Below are 17,880 nucleotides of genomic sequence, written 5' to 3' on the forward strand. Positions count from 1 at the left end.
TTCTCCTTTCTTTTATACAAAATAAAAAACTGCCCCTTTCCTGAAAACAAGAAAGGAGCAGTTTGAAAACACGCTCTAAAGGCTCTTTCTTATCTCTCAGGATTACTACCTGCAGGATTTGGCACAATTCCGTTATACGGCTGTTGCCAAGGTTTCATCGGGCCTGTCCCTCCACCTTTTCTTGATAAGACTATGCAATTACCGTTGATTTTATAGCAATAATTTCCTAATGTCAAACGGTTTTTCTGAATGTTCTAAAATAAATGTTAACAGTTTCATATAAAGCAACAAAAGAAATATATTCTAGTCTATTTCAAAAAAGACCTTTAAAAACCTCAAATCAGTCTATAAAATTAAATAAGTAATTTAACCTATAAATTCAAATTCCCCTAAAGTTAGCCTATATGTTGAATAGGCCATCTTCTCAAAAAGATACTATATATATTCAATCCATTTTTCACTAGTATATTTCACTTTTTTACCTACTAAGATTTACATAACGGAGGTATAACATGACAAATAAAAAAGATATGCAGTACATACTTGCTCTATATGGCATTCTTCTAGGATCTATAGTAGGAGCTACAGTCTGGTTATTTTTAGTCACAATAAATATTGGAATCCACTTTATTTGGGGATACTTGCCTGAAGTTCTCTCTTTTCCCTCTTATTACACCCTTTGCGTAACAATAATTGGCGGGGTCCTTGTTGGTCTATCACAAAAACATTTCGGTACATACCCACGCCTTATGCCTGAAGTGATGGCTGAATATAAAAAAACTGGTCGAATCGAATATCGCTTTGTCCATCAGGCTACTTTAACAGCGATTATTGTTTTAATTTTCGGTGCTAGTCTTGGTCCAGAAGCCGCACTAGTTGGAATTATAGGCGGACTGTGCACATGGGTAGGGGATCGCTTTAAATTTGCCTTAAAGGGTATGAATGAGCTAACCGAGATCGGAATTGGAGCTACTTTAAGTGTCATTTTTAACGCACCATTATTCGGTTATTTAGCACCAAATGAAAATGAGGGGGAACAAATTGCTGCTTTTTCTAAAGGAAAAAAGGCGATTGTATACTTAGCTACTACTTTCGCAGGTTTTTCTGTTTATTTACTACTGAGTAAACTCGATAATCGTGGATCCTTTATTGTTGATTTCGGGGAAGGTGCACTTTCTTTCAATGAATGGATCGCATTTCTTCCACTTGCTAGTATCGGTGCTATAGTTGGTTTCTTTTATTTCAAGTTAGAATTCACATTAGAGAAGTTAATTCACCCTTTTAGGGAATACAAACTGACACTCGGAATTATCGGTGGTATTTTATTAGGAATTGCGGGAACTTTTCTTCCGTACACATTATTTTCAGGTGAACATCAATTAAAAGAATTAGTTGTTGAATGGAGCCATTTATCTTTTTGGATACTACTTCTTTCAGGGATTTTAAAGTTGTGCATTACTGCCGTTTGTTTGAACACAGGGTGGCGAGGTGGACATATCTTCCCAATTATATTTTCCGGGTCAAGTATCGGATACGCTGTAGCATCTATTCTTCCTATAGATCCAGTAGCATCTGTTGCCATCGTAACGACAGCAATTTCAAGCTATGCGTTACGAAAGCCAATAGCTATAACATTACTATTACTTATGTTTTTCCCGCTTAATTTACTATTGCCCATGCTTGGTGCAGCTGCTATCGGGAATGCCTTTCCGCTCCCAAAACATAACGAAAATAAAAATTAATAAAAATAGGCAGTGGGGATGAAAGCTCCACTGCCTATTTTTTTATTACACATGCTGCTTTAATAACGCTTCTAACTCCTCAAAATTATGCACTTCATATGTCGGTATAATCCCACTATCATTTAATTTCCTTTCTGGATTAAACCAACAAGTATCAATTCCCGCTACATATCCACCTTTAATATCCGCGCTTAATGAATCTCCAATAATCAGCCCTTCTTCAGGTGCAAAGTTAGGAATCCGTTCAAAAACATAATCAAAATACTCTTTCATCGGCTTTTGAAAACCTGTATCTTCCGAAACAAAAACATCTTTAAACAATGAATGTAACCCTGCATTACGCAAACGTTTATCTTGCGTCTTAGAAACACCATTTGTCACTATATATAACTCATACTCCCCTTGAATTTGATTTATAAATTTAAACGCACCTTGCATGAGTTGATTTCCTTCTTCTAAGTAGTTACGGTAATTATTTTCGAATAATATTCCGTCTACTTCTTCTCCATACTCTTTAAACAACAGAGAGAATCGTGTATTTACAACTTCATTGCGTGATAGTTCACCTTTTTCAAAAGCATCCCAAAGACCTTTATTTATTTTTTTATAACGAGCCTCTATCTCGTCTGTTAAAGGGATTCCCTTCTCTTCAAAAAGCACCCGTAAAGCCACTTTTTCAGCCTTTTGGAAATCTAATAATGTATCATCTACATCAAATAGCAATGTTTTATATTTTTTCATAAACTCATCACACTCTCTTTTCTACAAAAACAAATTTACATAAATCGTATCATTCCTTCTTGTAAAGATAATAGGAGATATCTCATACTATACATAGGGGTGAAAATATGAAAATCAGCAAAAATAAGGAAGAAATTTATCAATACATGCAAATCCATCAATTCCATACCCTATTTTCATTTCATGTCTTGCCATATGTAGAGCTACATTCTTTTCAAACGAAAGAGATGATATGTAGCGAAGGAAATACTCTCCCTTATCTCTATTACTTAATTTCTGGGAAGGCAAAAATATATATGAGTCATAAAAACGGGAAGGTTTCATTAATTAATTTTATTCAAGCACCATCTTTTATCGGGGAATTAGGATTAATAGGAGTAGAAAATATTACTAAGTCCGTTGAAGTACTAGAAGATTGTGTGTGTTTGGCACTTCCTCTTAAAGATTGTCAGCAACTTTTATTACAAGATGCAACGTTTTTACAGCACTTATGTAAATTTATTGGAGAAAAGACAATTACTCGCACTGAAAATTACGCAAAAAACTATAGTTATCCTTTTGAAAATCGATTAGCTGCTTTTATTTTATTAACAGAGCAAAATAATTGTTATATAGAAAAGCATACCGAGGCCTCGGAATATTTAAATGTCAGCTACCGTCATCTTTTATATGTATTAAATCAGTTTTGCCAACAAAATTATTTAAGAAAAGAAGGCCGAACATATTATATACAAGATCGAAATACATTAGAAAAACTTGCTGATGAACTAAAAATATAAAAAAACAGCATTAACGTTTACATGTTAATGCTGTTTTTTCGAGTGACGATTATACTTTTAATTAAAATTTACTTGCTACTTTAGCTGCTTCTTCAAGACCTGCAGCAATGATTTCTTCTGCTTTATCTGGGAATTGGTTATGCCCTTCAATAACTACTGTTTCCATGTTTGTTGCGCCGAAGAAGCCCATCATACTTGCTACATATTTAACAGCCATTTCTACCTCAGCTGCTGGACCTTCTGAATATACGCCGCCTCTTGCATTTAATAATGCAATCTTCTTATCTCCGATTAGGCCAACTGGACCCTCTGGCGTATATTTGAACGTTTTACCAGCACGGTTTAAATAATCAATATATGTGTGCAATACTGCTGGAATCGTTAAGTTCCATAATGGGAAGCCGAAAACAACTTTATCAGCTTCTAGGAATTGATTTAAATACTTATCAGCAACTGCTACTGCTTTTGCCTCTTCTTCTGTTAAATCAAATCCTTTACCTACCTTGAATGTACCATTAATCATATCTACGCCTACATATGGTAATTCTTCTTTATATAAATCAAGTTCTACTACTGTATCATTTGGGTGTGCTTCTTTATAGTTTGCTAAAAATGCCTCATATAATTTTACACTAACTGCTTGTTCCGCTGGACGGTTATTTGCTTTAACGAATAAAACTGTTGCCATTATTTATTCCTCCTAGTACTCACTCTTATGTTGTTATATGCTTTCAAAAAAGGTATCCCTTGTAATTGTTGTTTTGTTGCTTACAAACATATTTTATCTTTATATAATGACAATTTCGTCCTCACATAGACGTATTTTTCCATAAAAAAAGTCCACCTTCCAAAGGCGAACTTGGTCTTACGACTTTCGTCTTATACAATTCCATTTTTCACTGCATATAATGCCGCTTGCGTACGATCAGATAAATTCAACTTACTCAAAATGCTACTTACATGCGCCTTAACCGTCTTTTCTGTAATAACTAAAACAGATGCAACTTCCTTATTGCTCATCCCTTTCGCTAATAGCTGCAATACTTCATTTTCTCTCGCTGTTAGCACATCCACTTGAATAGAAGGTTCTTCTTCCTTTTCTTCTACAGGTAATGTTTGAGAGAGAAGAGCATTTGCTATATCCGGATGTAATTGAATATTACCTTTATATGCGCTTCGAATAGCCTCAACAAGCTGATCTGGTTCTACATCTTTTAAAATATACCCACTTGCTCCAGCCCTTAATGCAGGTAACACATGCGCCTGATCAGAAAAGCTAGTTAATACAATTACTTTCACATTTGGATACTCTTTTTTAATATATGCCGTCGCCTCAACACCATCCATTTCAGGCATGTATAAATCCATTAATATAACATCGGGAGTTGTTTCTCCTACTTTCACTAACGCTTCTTTCCCATTATTCGCTTCTCCAACTAACTCTAAATCTTCCTGTGTACTTAAGAAAAATGCTAATCCTTTTAAAACGACTGTATGATCATCAACTAACAATACTTTTATTTTCACAAACTTCCCTCATTTTCACATCATAATGGTACATTTACTTTTACGCTCGTTCGTTTATTACTACTTACAATTTTAATTGTTCCACCAACTAATTCTACTCTTTCACGCATCGTAATCATACCTAGTGATTTCTTTTCTTTTATATTCTTTTCCACAAATCCCTTTCCTTGATCAACTATTTCTAATGATACATTTTTCTCATTCACTGTAAAATAAATCGTCGCTTCTTTTATACCTGCATGCTTACTTACATTGTTCAGTGCTTCTTGGCCTATGCGCCACAAAGCTTCTTCTACTACACGAGGTAAATCACGAACACCCGTAACTTGCTCCCTAATTTTCAGTCCCAAATTTTCACCGTACTGCTTTAGAGCTGGCAATAATCCTTTTTCTAATCCTGCCGGACGAAGCTGCCAAATTAATGTCCTCATTTCTTTCAAAGCTCCTTGCGCCAGTTCACGCATCTCATACAAAGATTGATCTACCTTTTCATTTTTACCTTTTAAAACTGCCTCAGCGCCTTTTGTCATGAAGGTTAATGAAAATAATTTTTGCGAAACAGAATCATGTAAATCTCTTGCTAACCGATTTCTTTCTTCCATTCGCACAAGTTCACGGCGCTGCTCGTTTAACCTCAAATTCTCTATTATTAACGAAACATGGTTCGATAATGCTTGAATTACATCTATTGTATTAGCATCCAACTCTCCATTATTCAAGCTAACACATAAAACACCAAATATATGGTTTTGAATATGTATTGGTGTAGCAATAACAGCTCGATTTAGATGTACATTATGTCCTATTTGATGTTTTATTAGAACTGGTTCATCTTGTTCTAACGCCTTCTTGGCCGCCTCTTTTATATCCTCTTTTAACTCTTCCTGAACGTAAGACGCTCGCAGAGATAATTCTTTTTCCTCCCTAATAAAAAGCGCTACTTGATTCCATTGAAATACTTCACCTACGTGATTTACCACCTTTTCAGGTAGTACATTAAACTTATGAATCGTTTTTAAATCTTGAATGAAACGCTCTAATTTCACATAATAATGTGCTCTTCTCTTTTCATTTTCATATAATTTTGTTCGCTTTAAAGCCGTACCAATTTGGAAGGCAACCGATTGGAGTAATACTAATTCTTCTTCTGAAAAATGTGTTTTACCCGGACTTGCAACATTTAACACCCCAAATTTTTCTCCCCCAGCTTTTAAAGGAACCGTAGCATGATGAAGAATGCCCTCCGTATCCCCCCAATTATATTCAATTGCATTATTAATTCTTTTACATTCAATAATATTAACGGCTCTCTCTAATTTTCCATCTACAAAACCTCGTAAACACCAACATTCACCTTCGCACATCGGGCGTTTATTTTCATATGTAAGTGCCTCTGGTAATTGATAATCAATTAACTTCGTATACTTCCCATTTTCATCCGCAAGAAAAATCCATCCTGTCGTTAAGCCTGTTACACTTAGTAATTTCTCTAGGACAGCTTGCAATACATGATATGTATCATTTGATGTATTTAATGTTTCTGCAATTTCCTTTAATATAACTAATTCATTTGTACGATTATCTCGAAACATACTCAGTCTCCTGCATACAAGATTTTAAATAGCTCTTAAAATAAATCATCTACTTTTCACTTTGTACTTATTCGTAACATTGATATAATGGTGAGAACATAGTTTTCATTATATCACTCGAGGGGGCTTTCATAATGACATTAAATAAAGCACTTACTATCGCTGGTTCTGACACAAGTGGCGGTGCTGGTATACAAGCAGATTTAAAAACATTCCAAGAACTGGGCGTATACGGAATGACATCTCTTACAACAATCGTAACGATGGATCCACATAACGGTTGGGCACATAACGTATTTCCAATCCCAGCTTCTACATTAAAACCACAATTAGAAACAACAATTGAAGGTGTTGGCGTAGACGCTTTAAAAACAGGTATGCTTGGATCAGTAGAAATTATTGAAATGGTTGCAGAAACAATCGAAAAGCACAATTTCAAAAATATAGTAGTTGACCCTGTTATGGTATGTAAAGGTGCTGATGAAGCATTACATCCTGAAACGAATGATTGCTTACGTGACGTTCTTGTTCCAAAGGCATTAGTTGTAACACCAAACTTATTTGAAGCTTACCAATTAAGTGGCGTAAAGATTAATTCTCTTGAAGACATGAAAGAAGCAGCGAAAAAGATCCATGCTTTAGGTGCGAAATACGTCCTAATTAAAGGCGGTAGCAAACTTGGTACGGAAACTGCAATCGACGTCCTATATGATGGAGAAACATTCGACCTTCTAGAATCAGAAAAAATTGATACGACAAATACACACGGCGCAGGTTGCACATATTCTGCTGCAATTACAGCAGAACTTGCAAAAGGAAAACCTGTGAAAGAAGCAGTAAAAACTGCTAAAGAATTCATCACAGCTGCTATTCGTTACTCATTCAAAATTAACGAATACGTAGGTCCAACTCACCATGGTGCATATCGTAAATTTGTTGTATCAAAAGAACTTGTCTAATATATAAATAAAAAACACTCACAAAGTTCATACATTGCCTCTGTGAGTGTTTTTTATAAGCTTTATGTCTTCTGGTCATCTTATCTTTAAGATACAGAGCTGACCTTATTTCTACCATTTCGTTTCGAGTAGTATAACGCATCATCTGCCGCTTGAATAAATTGCTCCGGTGATCCTTCATATTCTGAAACCCCCACCGAAACTGTAATTTTTATTTTCGTTTCATCTAACAATTGAAATGAGTGACTTTCAACAGCTGTACGAATTTGCTCGCCCGTAAGAATTCCGTAAGCTAATCCCTTATTCGGTATCAAAAGCGCAAACTCCTCTCCACCCTTTCGAAAAGCCAAATCTGGAAATTGTGAAGTTTCTCGTAAAATACATCCTACTTGTTTTAGCACTTCGTCCCCTGCAGGATGCCCGTACGTATCATTTACATACTTAAAGTGGTCAATATCTATAAGTAGTAAACAAAACGAATCATTTTTCATGTTCTTATTACTAATATGACGATTCATCTCTAAATCAAACTGTCTTACGTTTCCTAAACCTGTCAATGCATCTATCGTTGCGTATTGTTTCATCTTTTGAAATAACTCATTGGATTGTAAAACATAATTTGCACTTATGAATGTTATGTAACCTGTAATAATACTAGAAATTAAATATAATCCCACTATGTGGATCTCTTTAATTAACCATATATATAACGCTGGGATTAGAATAGATAAAATATATGTGTGTAACCATACCCACTTTCCCCCTAAAGAAAGCTTCATGCGCGAAATAAAGATACTCCCTATTCCTATCGCAATGATTGTATAAAAAGCCACTTGAGAAGCTAATGAATAATCCATAAACAACAGCCTAGTTACTAAAATCATACCAATTGTTATGGTACTCGCTATCGGTCCTCCAATAATAACAGCTAGAATAACAGCTAAGTAGCGTAAATCCAATAGAATGGTACCAACACGAACACTGAAATACATTAATACTATACCTAGTATCCCAGTAAAAATGCCTACTACACATTTCTGCCCAAAAGAGAATCCTTCTTTTAACGGCTTATCCCTTAAAAGCTGACCTCCAATAAAAATAAAGGAAAGAATAATTGTTGTATTTACAAATAAGTCCCTTAACATAAAATAATCTCCCTACTTTTCCATCTATCCCCTTCCTCACCTTATTGTATACGAAATACCTTTAATTCCCAAATATTTTGTTTATTTTTGCTGTTCCACGTGAAACAGCAAAAAAATAAAAAGGGCGAAAACTCGCCCTTTTTCATTAACAACAGCGTGATATTTTTCCACCCTTTGCATTAAATCTTGCTTCTTGTGCCTCAGCAAAAAATTGCTTTTGACATACAACCTCTTCTTCAGGATGATGCTTTTTCATATGCTCCACATATACTTCATAACTTGGTACCCCAACGAGCAAACTAATAAAGCGTTTTCTTTCACCCCATACTTGCCACAACTTTTTAAGCATAGTTCCTCGACTCACTTTCATCTCTAGGAATATATGGTGCCTCTTTTAACGGCATTGGCTTATTTCTTAATACTTGGATCCAAATTCGAAGTGCTGAAATTAACACAGCGATTACAACTATCATAAAAATTCCGCAAAGCGCTGCATCGATATAATCATTGAAAATAATTTGCTTCATTTGAGCAACATTTTTTGCTGGCGCTAACACTTTTCCCTCATCTAATGCTCCCTGAAATACCTTTGCATGCGATAGAAATCCAATCTTAGGATTTTCATGAAATAGCTTTTGATATCCCGCCGTCATCGTTACAATCAGCAACCCGACAGTTGGAATAAGTGTTACCCAAACGTACGCCTTTTTTCCCATTTTGAACAAAATTGTCGTTCCAAGTAATAATGCAATACCTGCTAGCATTTGATTTGCAATACCGAAAAGTGGCCATAATGTATTAATTCCACCGAGCGGATCTATTACCCCTTGGTATAAGAAATATCCCCACCCTAATACACATAATGTTGTAGCGATTACATTCGCTAATGTAGAATCCGTTTTCCCAAATGGCTTATATACATGCCCTAAAATATCTTGAATCATAAATCGGCCGACACGCGTTCCGGCATCAATTGTTGTTAAAATGAATAGAGCTTCAAAGAGAATCGCAAAATGATACCAAAATGCCATCATGGCCGTTCCACCTATTACTTGTGAGAAAATATATGCCATACCTATCGCTAATGTTGGCGCACCACCTGTACGTGATAAAATTGTTTGCTCTCCAACATTTACAGCGAGATCTTTTAGTTCATTTGGTGTAATAGCAAATCCCCATGAGGAAATAACTTGAGCTGCCTGCGAAACATCTGTACCGATAAGTGCTGCGGGGCTATTAATTGCAAAATACGTTCCCGGTGTTAATACACAAGCCGCAATCATCGCCATCGCTGCTACAAACGACTCCATTAACATTGCTCCATAACCGATTGGCTGTGCGTGTCCCTCTTGCTCGATCATCTTCGGCGTCGTACCTGATGAAACGAGAGCATGGAATCCAGACACTGCACCACAAGCAATAGTAATAAATAAGAACGGGAATAAGTTTCCAGAAAACACAGGACCAGTTCCATCAATAAATTTCGAAACTGCTGGCATTTGTAAATCTGGTGCTACAATTAAGATACCGATTGCTAACCCTACAATTGTTCCGACTTTTAAAAATGTACTTAAATAATCACGTGGTGCTAAAAGCATCCAAACTGGTAATGCCGATGCGATAAATCCATATACAATAAGCATAATAGCAATTGTTTCACCACTAAATGTGAACATACTTGCAAGTGTTGGATTTTCTGCTACATACTGTCCTCCAACAAGAGATAAAATAAGTAGGATAATACCAATTACTGATCCTTCTCCAACACGACCAGGCCTAATATAGCGCATATAAACTCCCATTAAAATAGCGATAGGAATCGTTGCTGCTATCGTAAACATTCCCCAAGGACTTCCGATTAGTGCCTTTACTACGACTAACGCTAATACTGCTAATAAAATAATCATAATTCCTAAAATACCTATCATTGCAATTAGTCCTGTAACAGGTCCAATCTCATCCTTAATCATTTCTCCTAACGATTTACCATTACGTCTCATCGAAGCAAATAAAATGACAAAATCTTGGACAGCCCCCGCAACAACTACCCCAACAATAATCCAAATGGTTCCTGGTAAATATCCCATTTGTGCTGCTAAAATCGGTCCTACTAAAGGTCCCGCCCCAGCAATCGCTGCAAAGTGATGTCCAAACAATACCCACTTATTTGTTGGAACATAGTCTTTCCCATCGTTTAATGTATGGGCTGGTGTTTGCCGATTATCATCTAAATTAAAAACCTTTCTCGCTATAAATCTACTATAAAAGCGGTAAGCAACTGCATATACACATACGGCAGCTACTAAGAGCCATACAGCATTAATGGTTTCACCTTGTGATAAAGCTATTACCCCAAAAGCACCTGCTCCTACTGCTGTAATAACGCCCCAAAGTAAGATCGATTTCAATGTCTTCACATACAATTCCCCCAATACTATTTCTTAGTGGAGATTGTACTAAATTTTCTGAATATTTAACTTGAATCCTCCCTATCATGAAGGATTTTCAGTTTATCATGTTAAAATACTCTCATTACCTACTATAATTCAATGTTATTTCGAAGGCGTTTTACATAATTACGACTGACTGGAATCGGTTGCTCATCATACCTATCTAAATACAAATTATACGTGCCATTATAGTAAGGTTTCAGTTCTTTTACATATGACATATTAATTAAATAGCTTTTATGTACACGTAAAAAATCATATGCATTTAGCTTATTTTCTAATTCCTGAAGTGTATATGTTGAAATATACTGATTATTCGTTGTGTAAATTGAAACAGTTTTATTTTCTTTATTTTTACTTACATATACGATATCTTCTGGAAGAATATATCGTATACCCTCTTGACTTTCTATCGGTAGTTTTCGCAAATAACTCTTTGCTTTCTCACCTTGTTCTTTACCTATTTTATATAAAAGAAATTGTAAATCTTCTTCACGAAATGGTCGCAATAAATAATAAAATGCTTGGAAACGAAAAGCTGTAATAGATTCTTCTATGTTTTCACCTACAAAAATAAATTTTGTATAGCAATTTATTTCTCGTAATAAACTTGCATATTCAAAACCAGTACCATCTAGTGATTTAGAACTTAAAAAAACAAAGTCTGGTATATGTTTTTTCATCATAAATAAAGATTCTGTTCCTGTCTTTGCTTCAAAACATTCTACATTTCTCATATTTTCAGTGAAATTTTCAGCTAACTCTCTTCTCTCTTCTGCCTCTTCCATGATCAGTAAAATTTTCATTTCTTCAACCACCTAATTCTTTGTCCATATGTCCTGTTGTATACATTCGCTTTTATAAGAAATAATCCCTTTTTCTTACTATACCATTATTTATCTAAAAAAACAGAAAAAAGGAAACCACTTCGGTTTCCTCTCCCCTTTTATCCCGCACTAACTGCCTATAAAGAGCCGAGTAGTGTAGGATAATAAACGGTCAGGGATACGTTCAAATTTTCACTTTATACTAATTCTCGTTGCTTCGTTTCCTGTCCAAGTATTATTACAGCGAATACACCAATTAAAATTGATCCACAGAAAATCGTAAATATTAATGATAGTGAAGCTTCTGAAGCAACTAAATATCCCACTAATAGTGGCCCAAGAATACCACCAATACGACCAAATGCTGCTGCCATTCCTGCACCTGTACCACGAATAACCGTTGGATACTGCTCAGGTGTATAGGCGTATAATGCTCCCCAAGCACCTAAGTTAAAGAAGGATAGTAACATACCTGCCACGATTAATACTGTTAATGAATCCGCAACCCCAAACAAATAAGCACTGCAAGCTGTCCCGATTAAATACGTAACCAAAACAAATTTACGACCGAGACGTTCAATAAACCAAGCAGCTGTGAAATATCCTGGAAGTTGAGCTAATGTCATAATAAGTACGTATTGGAAACTTTTTATTAAACTAAATCCTTTTAGCACCATTACACTCGGTAACCAAAGGAACATTCCATAATAGGAAAAAACAACACAAAACCATAGAATCCATAGCATAATTGTTGCTTTACGATATTCCCCAGACCAAACTGATTTTATATTTTCAATAACAGATGGCCTTTTTTCAACTTTTTGGAACCTTGGGGAATCCGGTAAATTCCATCTTAAATATAAAGCATATAATGCTGGAACTGCACTCAATACCATCGCAACTTCCCAACCATATTTAGGAATAACAAAATACGAGATAAGAGCTGCAATTAGCCATCCACCTGCCCAAAAACTTTCTAATAACACAACAATTTTCCCACGTTCATGCGCTTCAACACTCTCTGATACTAGTGTAGAGGCAACCGGAAGCTCTCCGCCAAGCCCCATACCAATTAAAAAGCGTAAAACGAGAAACATCGCAAGTGTTGTTGTTAATGCAGTTAAACCACTACCGATAGAAAATAATAATAATGTAATAATAAAGACTGATTTTCGCCCTATTTTATCTGATAGTATCCCAAAAATAAGCGCTCCTACTGCCATACCGATTGAGTTAATACTGCCTATCCAGCCCATTTCTTGCGTACTTAATCCCCAATCCTTTTGCAAGGCTACCATTACAAATGAAAGCATTCCAACATCCATTGCATCAAATAGCCATCCAAGCCCAGCTATACCTAGTAGTTTGCGCTTCGAAATTTCTTTAACCTTGCCCACTAGAAGTCCTCCTCACACAGGTGTCTTTACACATCATTTTACATGTGTGAATTGTATAAGTAAAATACTTTTGTGTAAAAAATTCTCCTTCATCATTCCCAAAAAGTAAAACGTCTATCCCGATTGGTGAGAGCTAATAATCTGTGGGGATGCCTCACTGATTAAAGTTTCAATTTATTAAAAATGAACAAATAAAAAAAGCAGCGATATTTCGCTACTTTTTCGAACGCATTACTTCTTTTAAAAATTCCGCTAATACTAACTGACGACGCCAGCGTGTTGGATTACTGCATAATCTATAAAACCACTCTAAATGAATCGCTTGAATCCATTTTGGTGCACGTTTTACCTCTCCAGCCCATACGTCTAAACTTCCACCTACTCCAACAGCCATTTTCGTTTCTAAACGATGCTTATTGTTTTGGATAAAGTTCTCTTGTCTCGGGAAACCAAGTGCAACAAGTAATAAATCTGGTTTTGCTTCTTGAATGCGAGAAATAATATTCTCTTCGTCTTCTTGTTTAAAATAACCATCTTGTATACCGGCGATGGATACAGCTGAATATGTCTTTGTTAAATGATCTGCTGCAGCTTGTACAACATGCGGCTTTGCACCTAATAAGAAAACAGATACCGGCTTACTATCTTCTGATAACTTCGCAAGTAAATTACACATTAAATCAAAACCTGCTACACGTTCTTTTAAAGGTGTACCAAGCATCCCGCTTGCCTTTACAACCCCAATACCATCAGGTGTAATTAAATCTGTATTCAATAATGTTTGATAGAACTTTTCATCCTTTTTTGCGCACATAACAATTTCAGGGTTTGCTGTTACTACCTGAAACGTATGAGTTCGCTCCGCTTCTAGTTGTTCTTTTAAATATTGGACCGTTTCATCCATTGTCATTGTAGAAAAAGGAACGCCTAGAATATCAACTGTTTGTACTGCCATAGTTAACTATCCTCTCTATCATTACAAGTTTTTCGCTATTAATTGCTTATATGTTTCCTTTGTATCTTCATATAGTTTCTGAAGTGAGAAGTTCATAGTAGCATGCTCATAAATATGTTTACCCATTGCTGCTAACTCTCCAGTTTTCCACTTATCATACGCTTCTTCTAAAGCTAATGCTAATGCCTTTCCATCACCTGTCGGCACAATCCATCCGTAAGTTTCATCTACGATTAATGGTTCAATTTCTCCAGCCCTAGTCACAATTGATGGTACGCGCTGATTTGCCGCTTCTAATAAAACTAGTGGGAACCCTTCACTATGGGAAGTTAATAAATTTACATGTGACGACGCAAATAAGTGTTTTACATCTTGACGATGTCCTAAAAACTCTACTTTATCGTTAATCCCTTTTTCAGTAGCTAATGACTTTAGATTTTCTTCTAATGGGCCATCGCCAACTAATAATACTTTAATTTTCTCTAATTTTGTTTGTTGTAACGCATCGAATAAAACTTCATGTCCTTTGACAGGATGTAATCGTGCTACTTGGATTGCCGTAAATACATCTTCATCAATATTGAACATTTCTTTTTTATTATAGCCTTTTGCTTTTTCCTTATCGTATTCAATTCCATTATAAATAACATGCATCTTTTCATTTGAAATACCTAATGCTGCCAGACTTTTTTTCAATCTATTTGTTACAACGAAAAATAAGTCTATATTTTTTAAGGCTTTCAAATTTAATTTCGTAAAAATCCAACCTTTTAAGCCCTGTTTAGTAAAGTCTTGAAATGGATCACTATGAATAGTCGTTACCCATTTTGCCTTTATTCTCTTTTTCATTAAAGAAACATAGAAATTAGCCCTAGGGCCATGTGTATGAACTACATCAAATTTTTCTTTATTAATAAATTCACTTATATTCTTTAAAATGGATAAATCATAGCGCGATTTTTGTGAAAACACATGGACTTTTATCCCTAACTCCCTTGCTTCCTTCGCAACAATTCCATCTTCAAATACTGCTAATTCTACTTCACCAGTTGGAAACTGATCGAGAAGTGAAATAATATGTGTTTTCCCTCCTCCATCTTCTGCTCCTGCATTCATATGCAATATTCTCATATTTTTTCCTCCTTTAAATCCTCGCTACGTTTCCATCTATTTTTATTTTACTGTACTAAAAAATAAAAGCTAACAAAAGTTAGCTTTTATTTTTATCATTCAATTTCTAGGTCTACTATTAGATAAGCTAACACCACTACAAAGTAAATCCCAACTCCTGGTGCTGTTAAAATATGTCCTGCAATATAAGCAATACCTAACGCTAACAATAAGCTTGCTGAAATCATTCCATATTTTATATTAAATATGTCCTTAAATCTCGTAGCAAATGCTAGTAGAATTCTTAGCCCGTAATAAATAAATGGAATCATTAGTAATACAAAGCCAATAATCCCGAAATCATAAAACCAATCATGGAAGTCCATTTCAATTAGTTTTGGATCTGGCTGCTTTTGTTCATTGTATTTAAAGTTACCTGCATAACCCATTCCTAATAACTTTTGTGACGTTGGCGCTTCTTTAAAGAACTGCTTATGTCTTTCTTCATATACTTGACGTCCACTGAAAATAAGATTTTCTTGATTTTCTTTCTTTTGCTCTTTCTCAAGCTCTTTCTTAACTTCCTCTTCTATCTTCGCCTTTTCTTCTGGCTTTTCACCTTTATGATGCTTTTCTTCTTTTGCTTTAAGTTCTTGTTCTTTTTTCAGCTTCTCTTTAATTTCTTTTTCTTTTTGACCTTGCTGTGCTACATTTTGCTCTGATAAATAATTATTGTGAATACCCATATTTTGTGCTAATGGCGTTTGTTTAAACGTTCCAACTACACCAGCTAATAGGACAATAGCAATTACTGCATTAAGCGCAAGGGATTTTTTGTTCGGATTTTTTCTATCAAATAATAATTGTAGTACAATGATCCCGATTGCTGCCGCTAACGTAGCACCAATTGAGCCCATTCCTACTTTTGTACCAACTTGAATTAGCGAATAAATCATTAAAAGTGATGGAATCCAATATAAAATGTGTTTCCAGCTCTTTGTTTTTTGAATAGAATATAGTACCACAATAGGGAAAATAATAGCTAAGATTGAACCTAGTTCATTCCCTGCATAGAACCAACCTCGAGAACCAACCTTCATCCATTCATAACTACCAAAGTCAGTAGATGTTGAAATAGAAATAACCATAATTGCGTTAATGATTAATGTAGAATATACAATACTATTTCGAACCTTATCACTAATATTAACCTTCTTTTTCAATGATTTTAAAGCTAAAATGTATGATCCCAGCATGATATATATATATAATGCTTTCGCAACGAATTTAACCTCTTCACTAAGTACAATAGGATTTTTGACTAGTTTGTTATTAATAAATCCTATCCCTAAAACTCCCGCTAATAATATAAGATAAATTAAAAACTTTCTATTTTCCTTCTCTTTTGCCTGAATTAAAATGTAAATACCACCAACAGCCATAATAAGGAATCTTACTAAAATTCCAACGGTAGCATTTGACTTTAATAAAGTGATGCTAAGAGACGTTAATAAATCTAAAACAGGCTGTAAAATAATAAAAAAGAGCAAAAAACGCTCAAATCTAACCCTAGCTTGATTTGCTAACATTCCAAGACCTCCATACAAAATCTTAACATTATCTTTTAATCATAATTTTTATCTTCAAAACACACCTAGCAATTATAACATAACTCATATTTAAATTGAGAACTTATTTTTATGCCGAAACTAACCAAATCTAGCGTAAGTAGTACTAGAAAACATTATCCTTTAGCTATCCTTCCCTATCTCTATAAAAACTATCTAACACTCTTCCACTTATTATCGGCATTATAGTAACATTTATTAATTTATTTATAAAAATATAAATTTAATAATTACACACAAACACCCACTCGGCTATCCTACAACTAAAGATTAACCTTGCTTCGTTTTCTCCTAAACATTTTCAAACGCTTTCTTTATGTATTTTATCCGTTTTTCTACATGTAACGAAAAGTAATTGTTATTTCCAATACTTTAGTGTATATTTTTTCTCTGGAACATCTTTAAGAGGAAGGGATTAAGGCCATGTTATTAATCGATATATTTACGTTTCTTGGCATTATCGCCGCTGCCATTTCTGGTACATTAGTTGGTTTAAAAAAAGATTTAGATTTATTTGGTGTCCTTTGTTTAGCTGTAGCTACTGCGCTCGGCGGCGGTATTATTCGTGATATTATGATTGGTAACCTGCCCCCTGTCGCATTTGTAAAACCCATTTACTTTTTCGTAAGTGTATTATCAGCATTATTTACTTGTATGTTTTTTGAGCGCATCAATAAACTTCAAGTCGTTATTATGCTTTCTGATGCTGTTGGCTTAGGCGTTTTTACAGCTATTGGTGCAAATGCGGCAATGTCACATCATGTTGACGCCTCATTTCTAGTTGTTTCAATGGGAGTCATTACAGGTATTGGAGGCGGTATTTTGCGTGACATTTGTGCTCAAGATATCCCTTACGTATTCCGAAAAGAAATTTACGCAATCGCTTCTATCTTAGGAGCAATTAGCTTCCTAATCACACACGCTATGGGGGCGCACGTATTAGCTTTCTATGTTTGTTTATTAGTAACGTTTGTTATTCGTGTCGTCACTGTAATATATAATGTGCATTTCCCTGTTTTCTTTAAAAC

General features: G+C 35.1%; 16 protein-coding genes and 1 riboswitch. Of the genes, 4 read left to right on the top strand and 12 right to left on the bottom strand.

Annotated elements, in window-relative coordinates; all coding sequences use genetic code 11:
• Window positions 1-86: 86 nt before the first annotated feature.
• Window positions 87-191: riboswitch (SAM riboswitch) on the bottom strand.
• Between the two features lie 321 nt (window positions 192-512).
• Window positions 513-1,742, top strand: coding sequence for a chloride channel protein (locus ACQGSG_RS05675; RefSeq protein ID WP_000182464.1), 1,230 nt, complete (start codon window positions 513-515; stop codon window positions 1,740-1,742).
• A 45-nt stretch (window positions 1,743-1,787) separates the two neighbouring features.
• Here ACQGSG_RS05675 and ACQGSG_RS05680 read toward each other — a convergent pair whose 3' ends face one another.
• On the bottom strand, window positions 1,788-2,483 hold the full coding sequence (locus ACQGSG_RS05680) for a YjjG family noncanonical pyrimidine nucleotidase (protein WP_000760189.1): 696 nt from the start codon (window positions 2,481-2,483) through the stop codon (window positions 1,788-1,790).
• Window positions 2,484-2,590: 107 nt separating this feature from the next.
• On the opposite strand from ACQGSG_RS05680, the gene ACQGSG_RS05685 reads away from it, so the two are divergent.
• Window positions 2,591-3,262, top strand: coding sequence for a transcriptional regulator YeiL (locus ACQGSG_RS05685; protein ID WP_000703332.1), 672 nt, complete (start codon window positions 2,591-2,593; stop codon window positions 3,260-3,262).
• A 61-nt stretch (window positions 3,263-3,323) separates the two neighbouring features.
• On the opposite strand, the gene ACQGSG_RS05690 is transcribed toward ACQGSG_RS05685, so the two are convergent.
• From ACQGSG_RS05690 to ACQGSG_RS05700, 3 genes are all read right to left on the bottom strand, one after another.
• Window positions 3,324-3,950, bottom strand: coding sequence for an FMN-dependent NADH-azoreductase (locus tag ACQGSG_RS05690; protein ID WP_000246735.1), 627 nt, complete (start codon window positions 3,948-3,950; stop codon window positions 3,324-3,326).
• Between the two features lie 191 nt (window positions 3,951-4,141).
• Window positions 4,142-4,789 carry a response regulator gene (locus tag ACQGSG_RS05695; RefSeq protein WP_000695813.1) on the bottom strand — a complete coding sequence of 216 codons (648 nt, stop codon included), beginning with the start codon at window positions 4,787-4,789 and terminating at the stop codon, window positions 4,142-4,144.
• A 20-nt stretch (window positions 4,790-4,809) separates the two neighbouring features.
• Window positions 4,810-6,381, bottom strand: a complete 1,572-nt coding sequence (locus ACQGSG_RS05700) for a GAF domain-containing sensor histidine kinase (RefSeq protein ID WP_325843019.1) — start codon at window positions 6,379-6,381, stop codon at window positions 4,810-4,812.
• 134 nt (window positions 6,382-6,515) lie between these two features.
• Here ACQGSG_RS05700 and pdxK point away from each other — a divergent pair, with 134 nt between their 5' ends.
• Entirely contained in the window at window positions 6,516-7,340 is an 825-nt protein-coding gene (gene pdxK, locus ACQGSG_RS05705) for a pyridoxine/pyridoxal/pyridoxamine kinase (protein WP_086392776.1), read from the top strand.
• 86 nt (window positions 7,341-7,426) lie between these two features.
• On the opposite strand, the gene ACQGSG_RS05710 is transcribed toward pdxK, so the two are convergent.
• From ACQGSG_RS05710 to ACQGSG_RS05745, 8 genes are all read right to left on the bottom strand, one after another.
• Window positions 7,427-8,485 carry a GGDEF domain-containing protein gene (locus ACQGSG_RS05710; protein WP_000942901.1) on the bottom strand — a complete coding sequence of 353 codons (1,059 nt, stop codon included), beginning with the start codon at window positions 8,483-8,485 and terminating at the stop codon, window positions 7,427-7,429.
• Window positions 8,486-8,630: 145 nt separating this feature from the next.
• Window positions 8,631-8,834 (bottom strand): YbdD/YjiX family protein, encoded by a 204-nt coding sequence (locus ACQGSG_RS05715; RefSeq protein ID WP_000914504.1) that lies wholly within the window; start codon window positions 8,832-8,834, stop codon window positions 8,631-8,633.
• Entirely contained in the window at window positions 8,827-10,902 is a 2,076-nt protein-coding gene (gene cstA, locus ACQGSG_RS05720) for a carbon starvation protein CstA (protein WP_000854311.1), read from the bottom strand. The genes ACQGSG_RS05715 and cstA overlap by 8 nt, the downstream gene beginning before the upstream one ends.
• A 122-nt stretch (window positions 10,903-11,024) precedes the next feature.
• On the bottom strand, window positions 11,025-11,741 hold the full coding sequence (locus ACQGSG_RS05725; RefSeq protein ID WP_325843022.1) for a LytTR family DNA-binding domain-containing protein: 717 nt from the start codon (window positions 11,739-11,741) through the stop codon (window positions 11,025-11,027).
• A 218-nt stretch (window positions 11,742-11,959) separates the two neighbouring features.
• The gene (locus ACQGSG_RS05730; protein WP_000521077.1) at window positions 11,960-13,159 is read right to left on the bottom strand and encodes an MFS transporter; all 1,200 of its coding nucleotides are present in this window, start codon (window positions 13,157-13,159) and stop codon (window positions 11,960-11,962) included.
• 214 nt (window positions 13,160-13,373) lie between these two features.
• The gene (locus tag ACQGSG_RS05735; protein ID WP_000290748.1) at window positions 13,374-14,114 is read right to left on the bottom strand and encodes a WecB/TagA/CpsF family glycosyltransferase; all 741 of its coding nucleotides are present in this window, start codon (window positions 14,112-14,114) and stop codon (window positions 13,374-13,376) included.
• A gap of 21 nt (window positions 14,115-14,135) precedes the next feature.
• Window positions 14,136-15,245: a glycosyltransferase family 4 protein gene (locus tag ACQGSG_RS05740; protein WP_325843023.1), complete on the bottom strand. Its 1,110-nt coding sequence runs from the start codon at window positions 15,243-15,245 to the stop codon at window positions 14,136-14,138.
• A gap of 95 nt (window positions 15,246-15,340) precedes the next feature.
• A complete protein-coding gene (locus ACQGSG_RS05745; RefSeq protein ID WP_000880767.1) occupies window positions 15,341-16,813 on the bottom strand; it encodes an O-antigen ligase family protein in 1,473 nt (490 codons plus the stop codon).
• 462 nt (window positions 16,814-17,275) lie between these two features.
• On the opposite strand from ACQGSG_RS05745, the gene ACQGSG_RS05750 reads away from it, so the two are divergent.
• The coding region (locus ACQGSG_RS05750; protein ID WP_426947072.1) for a trimeric intracellular cation channel family protein at window positions 17,276-17,880 on the top strand (605 nt) is incomplete at its 3' end.

The sequence above is a fragment of the Bacillus sp. GMa5/1 genome, from assembly GCF_050172015.1.
In the GTDB taxonomy this organism is placed as follows: Bacteria; Bacillota; Bacilli; order Bacillales; family Bacillaceae_G; genus Bacillus_A; species Bacillus_A cereus.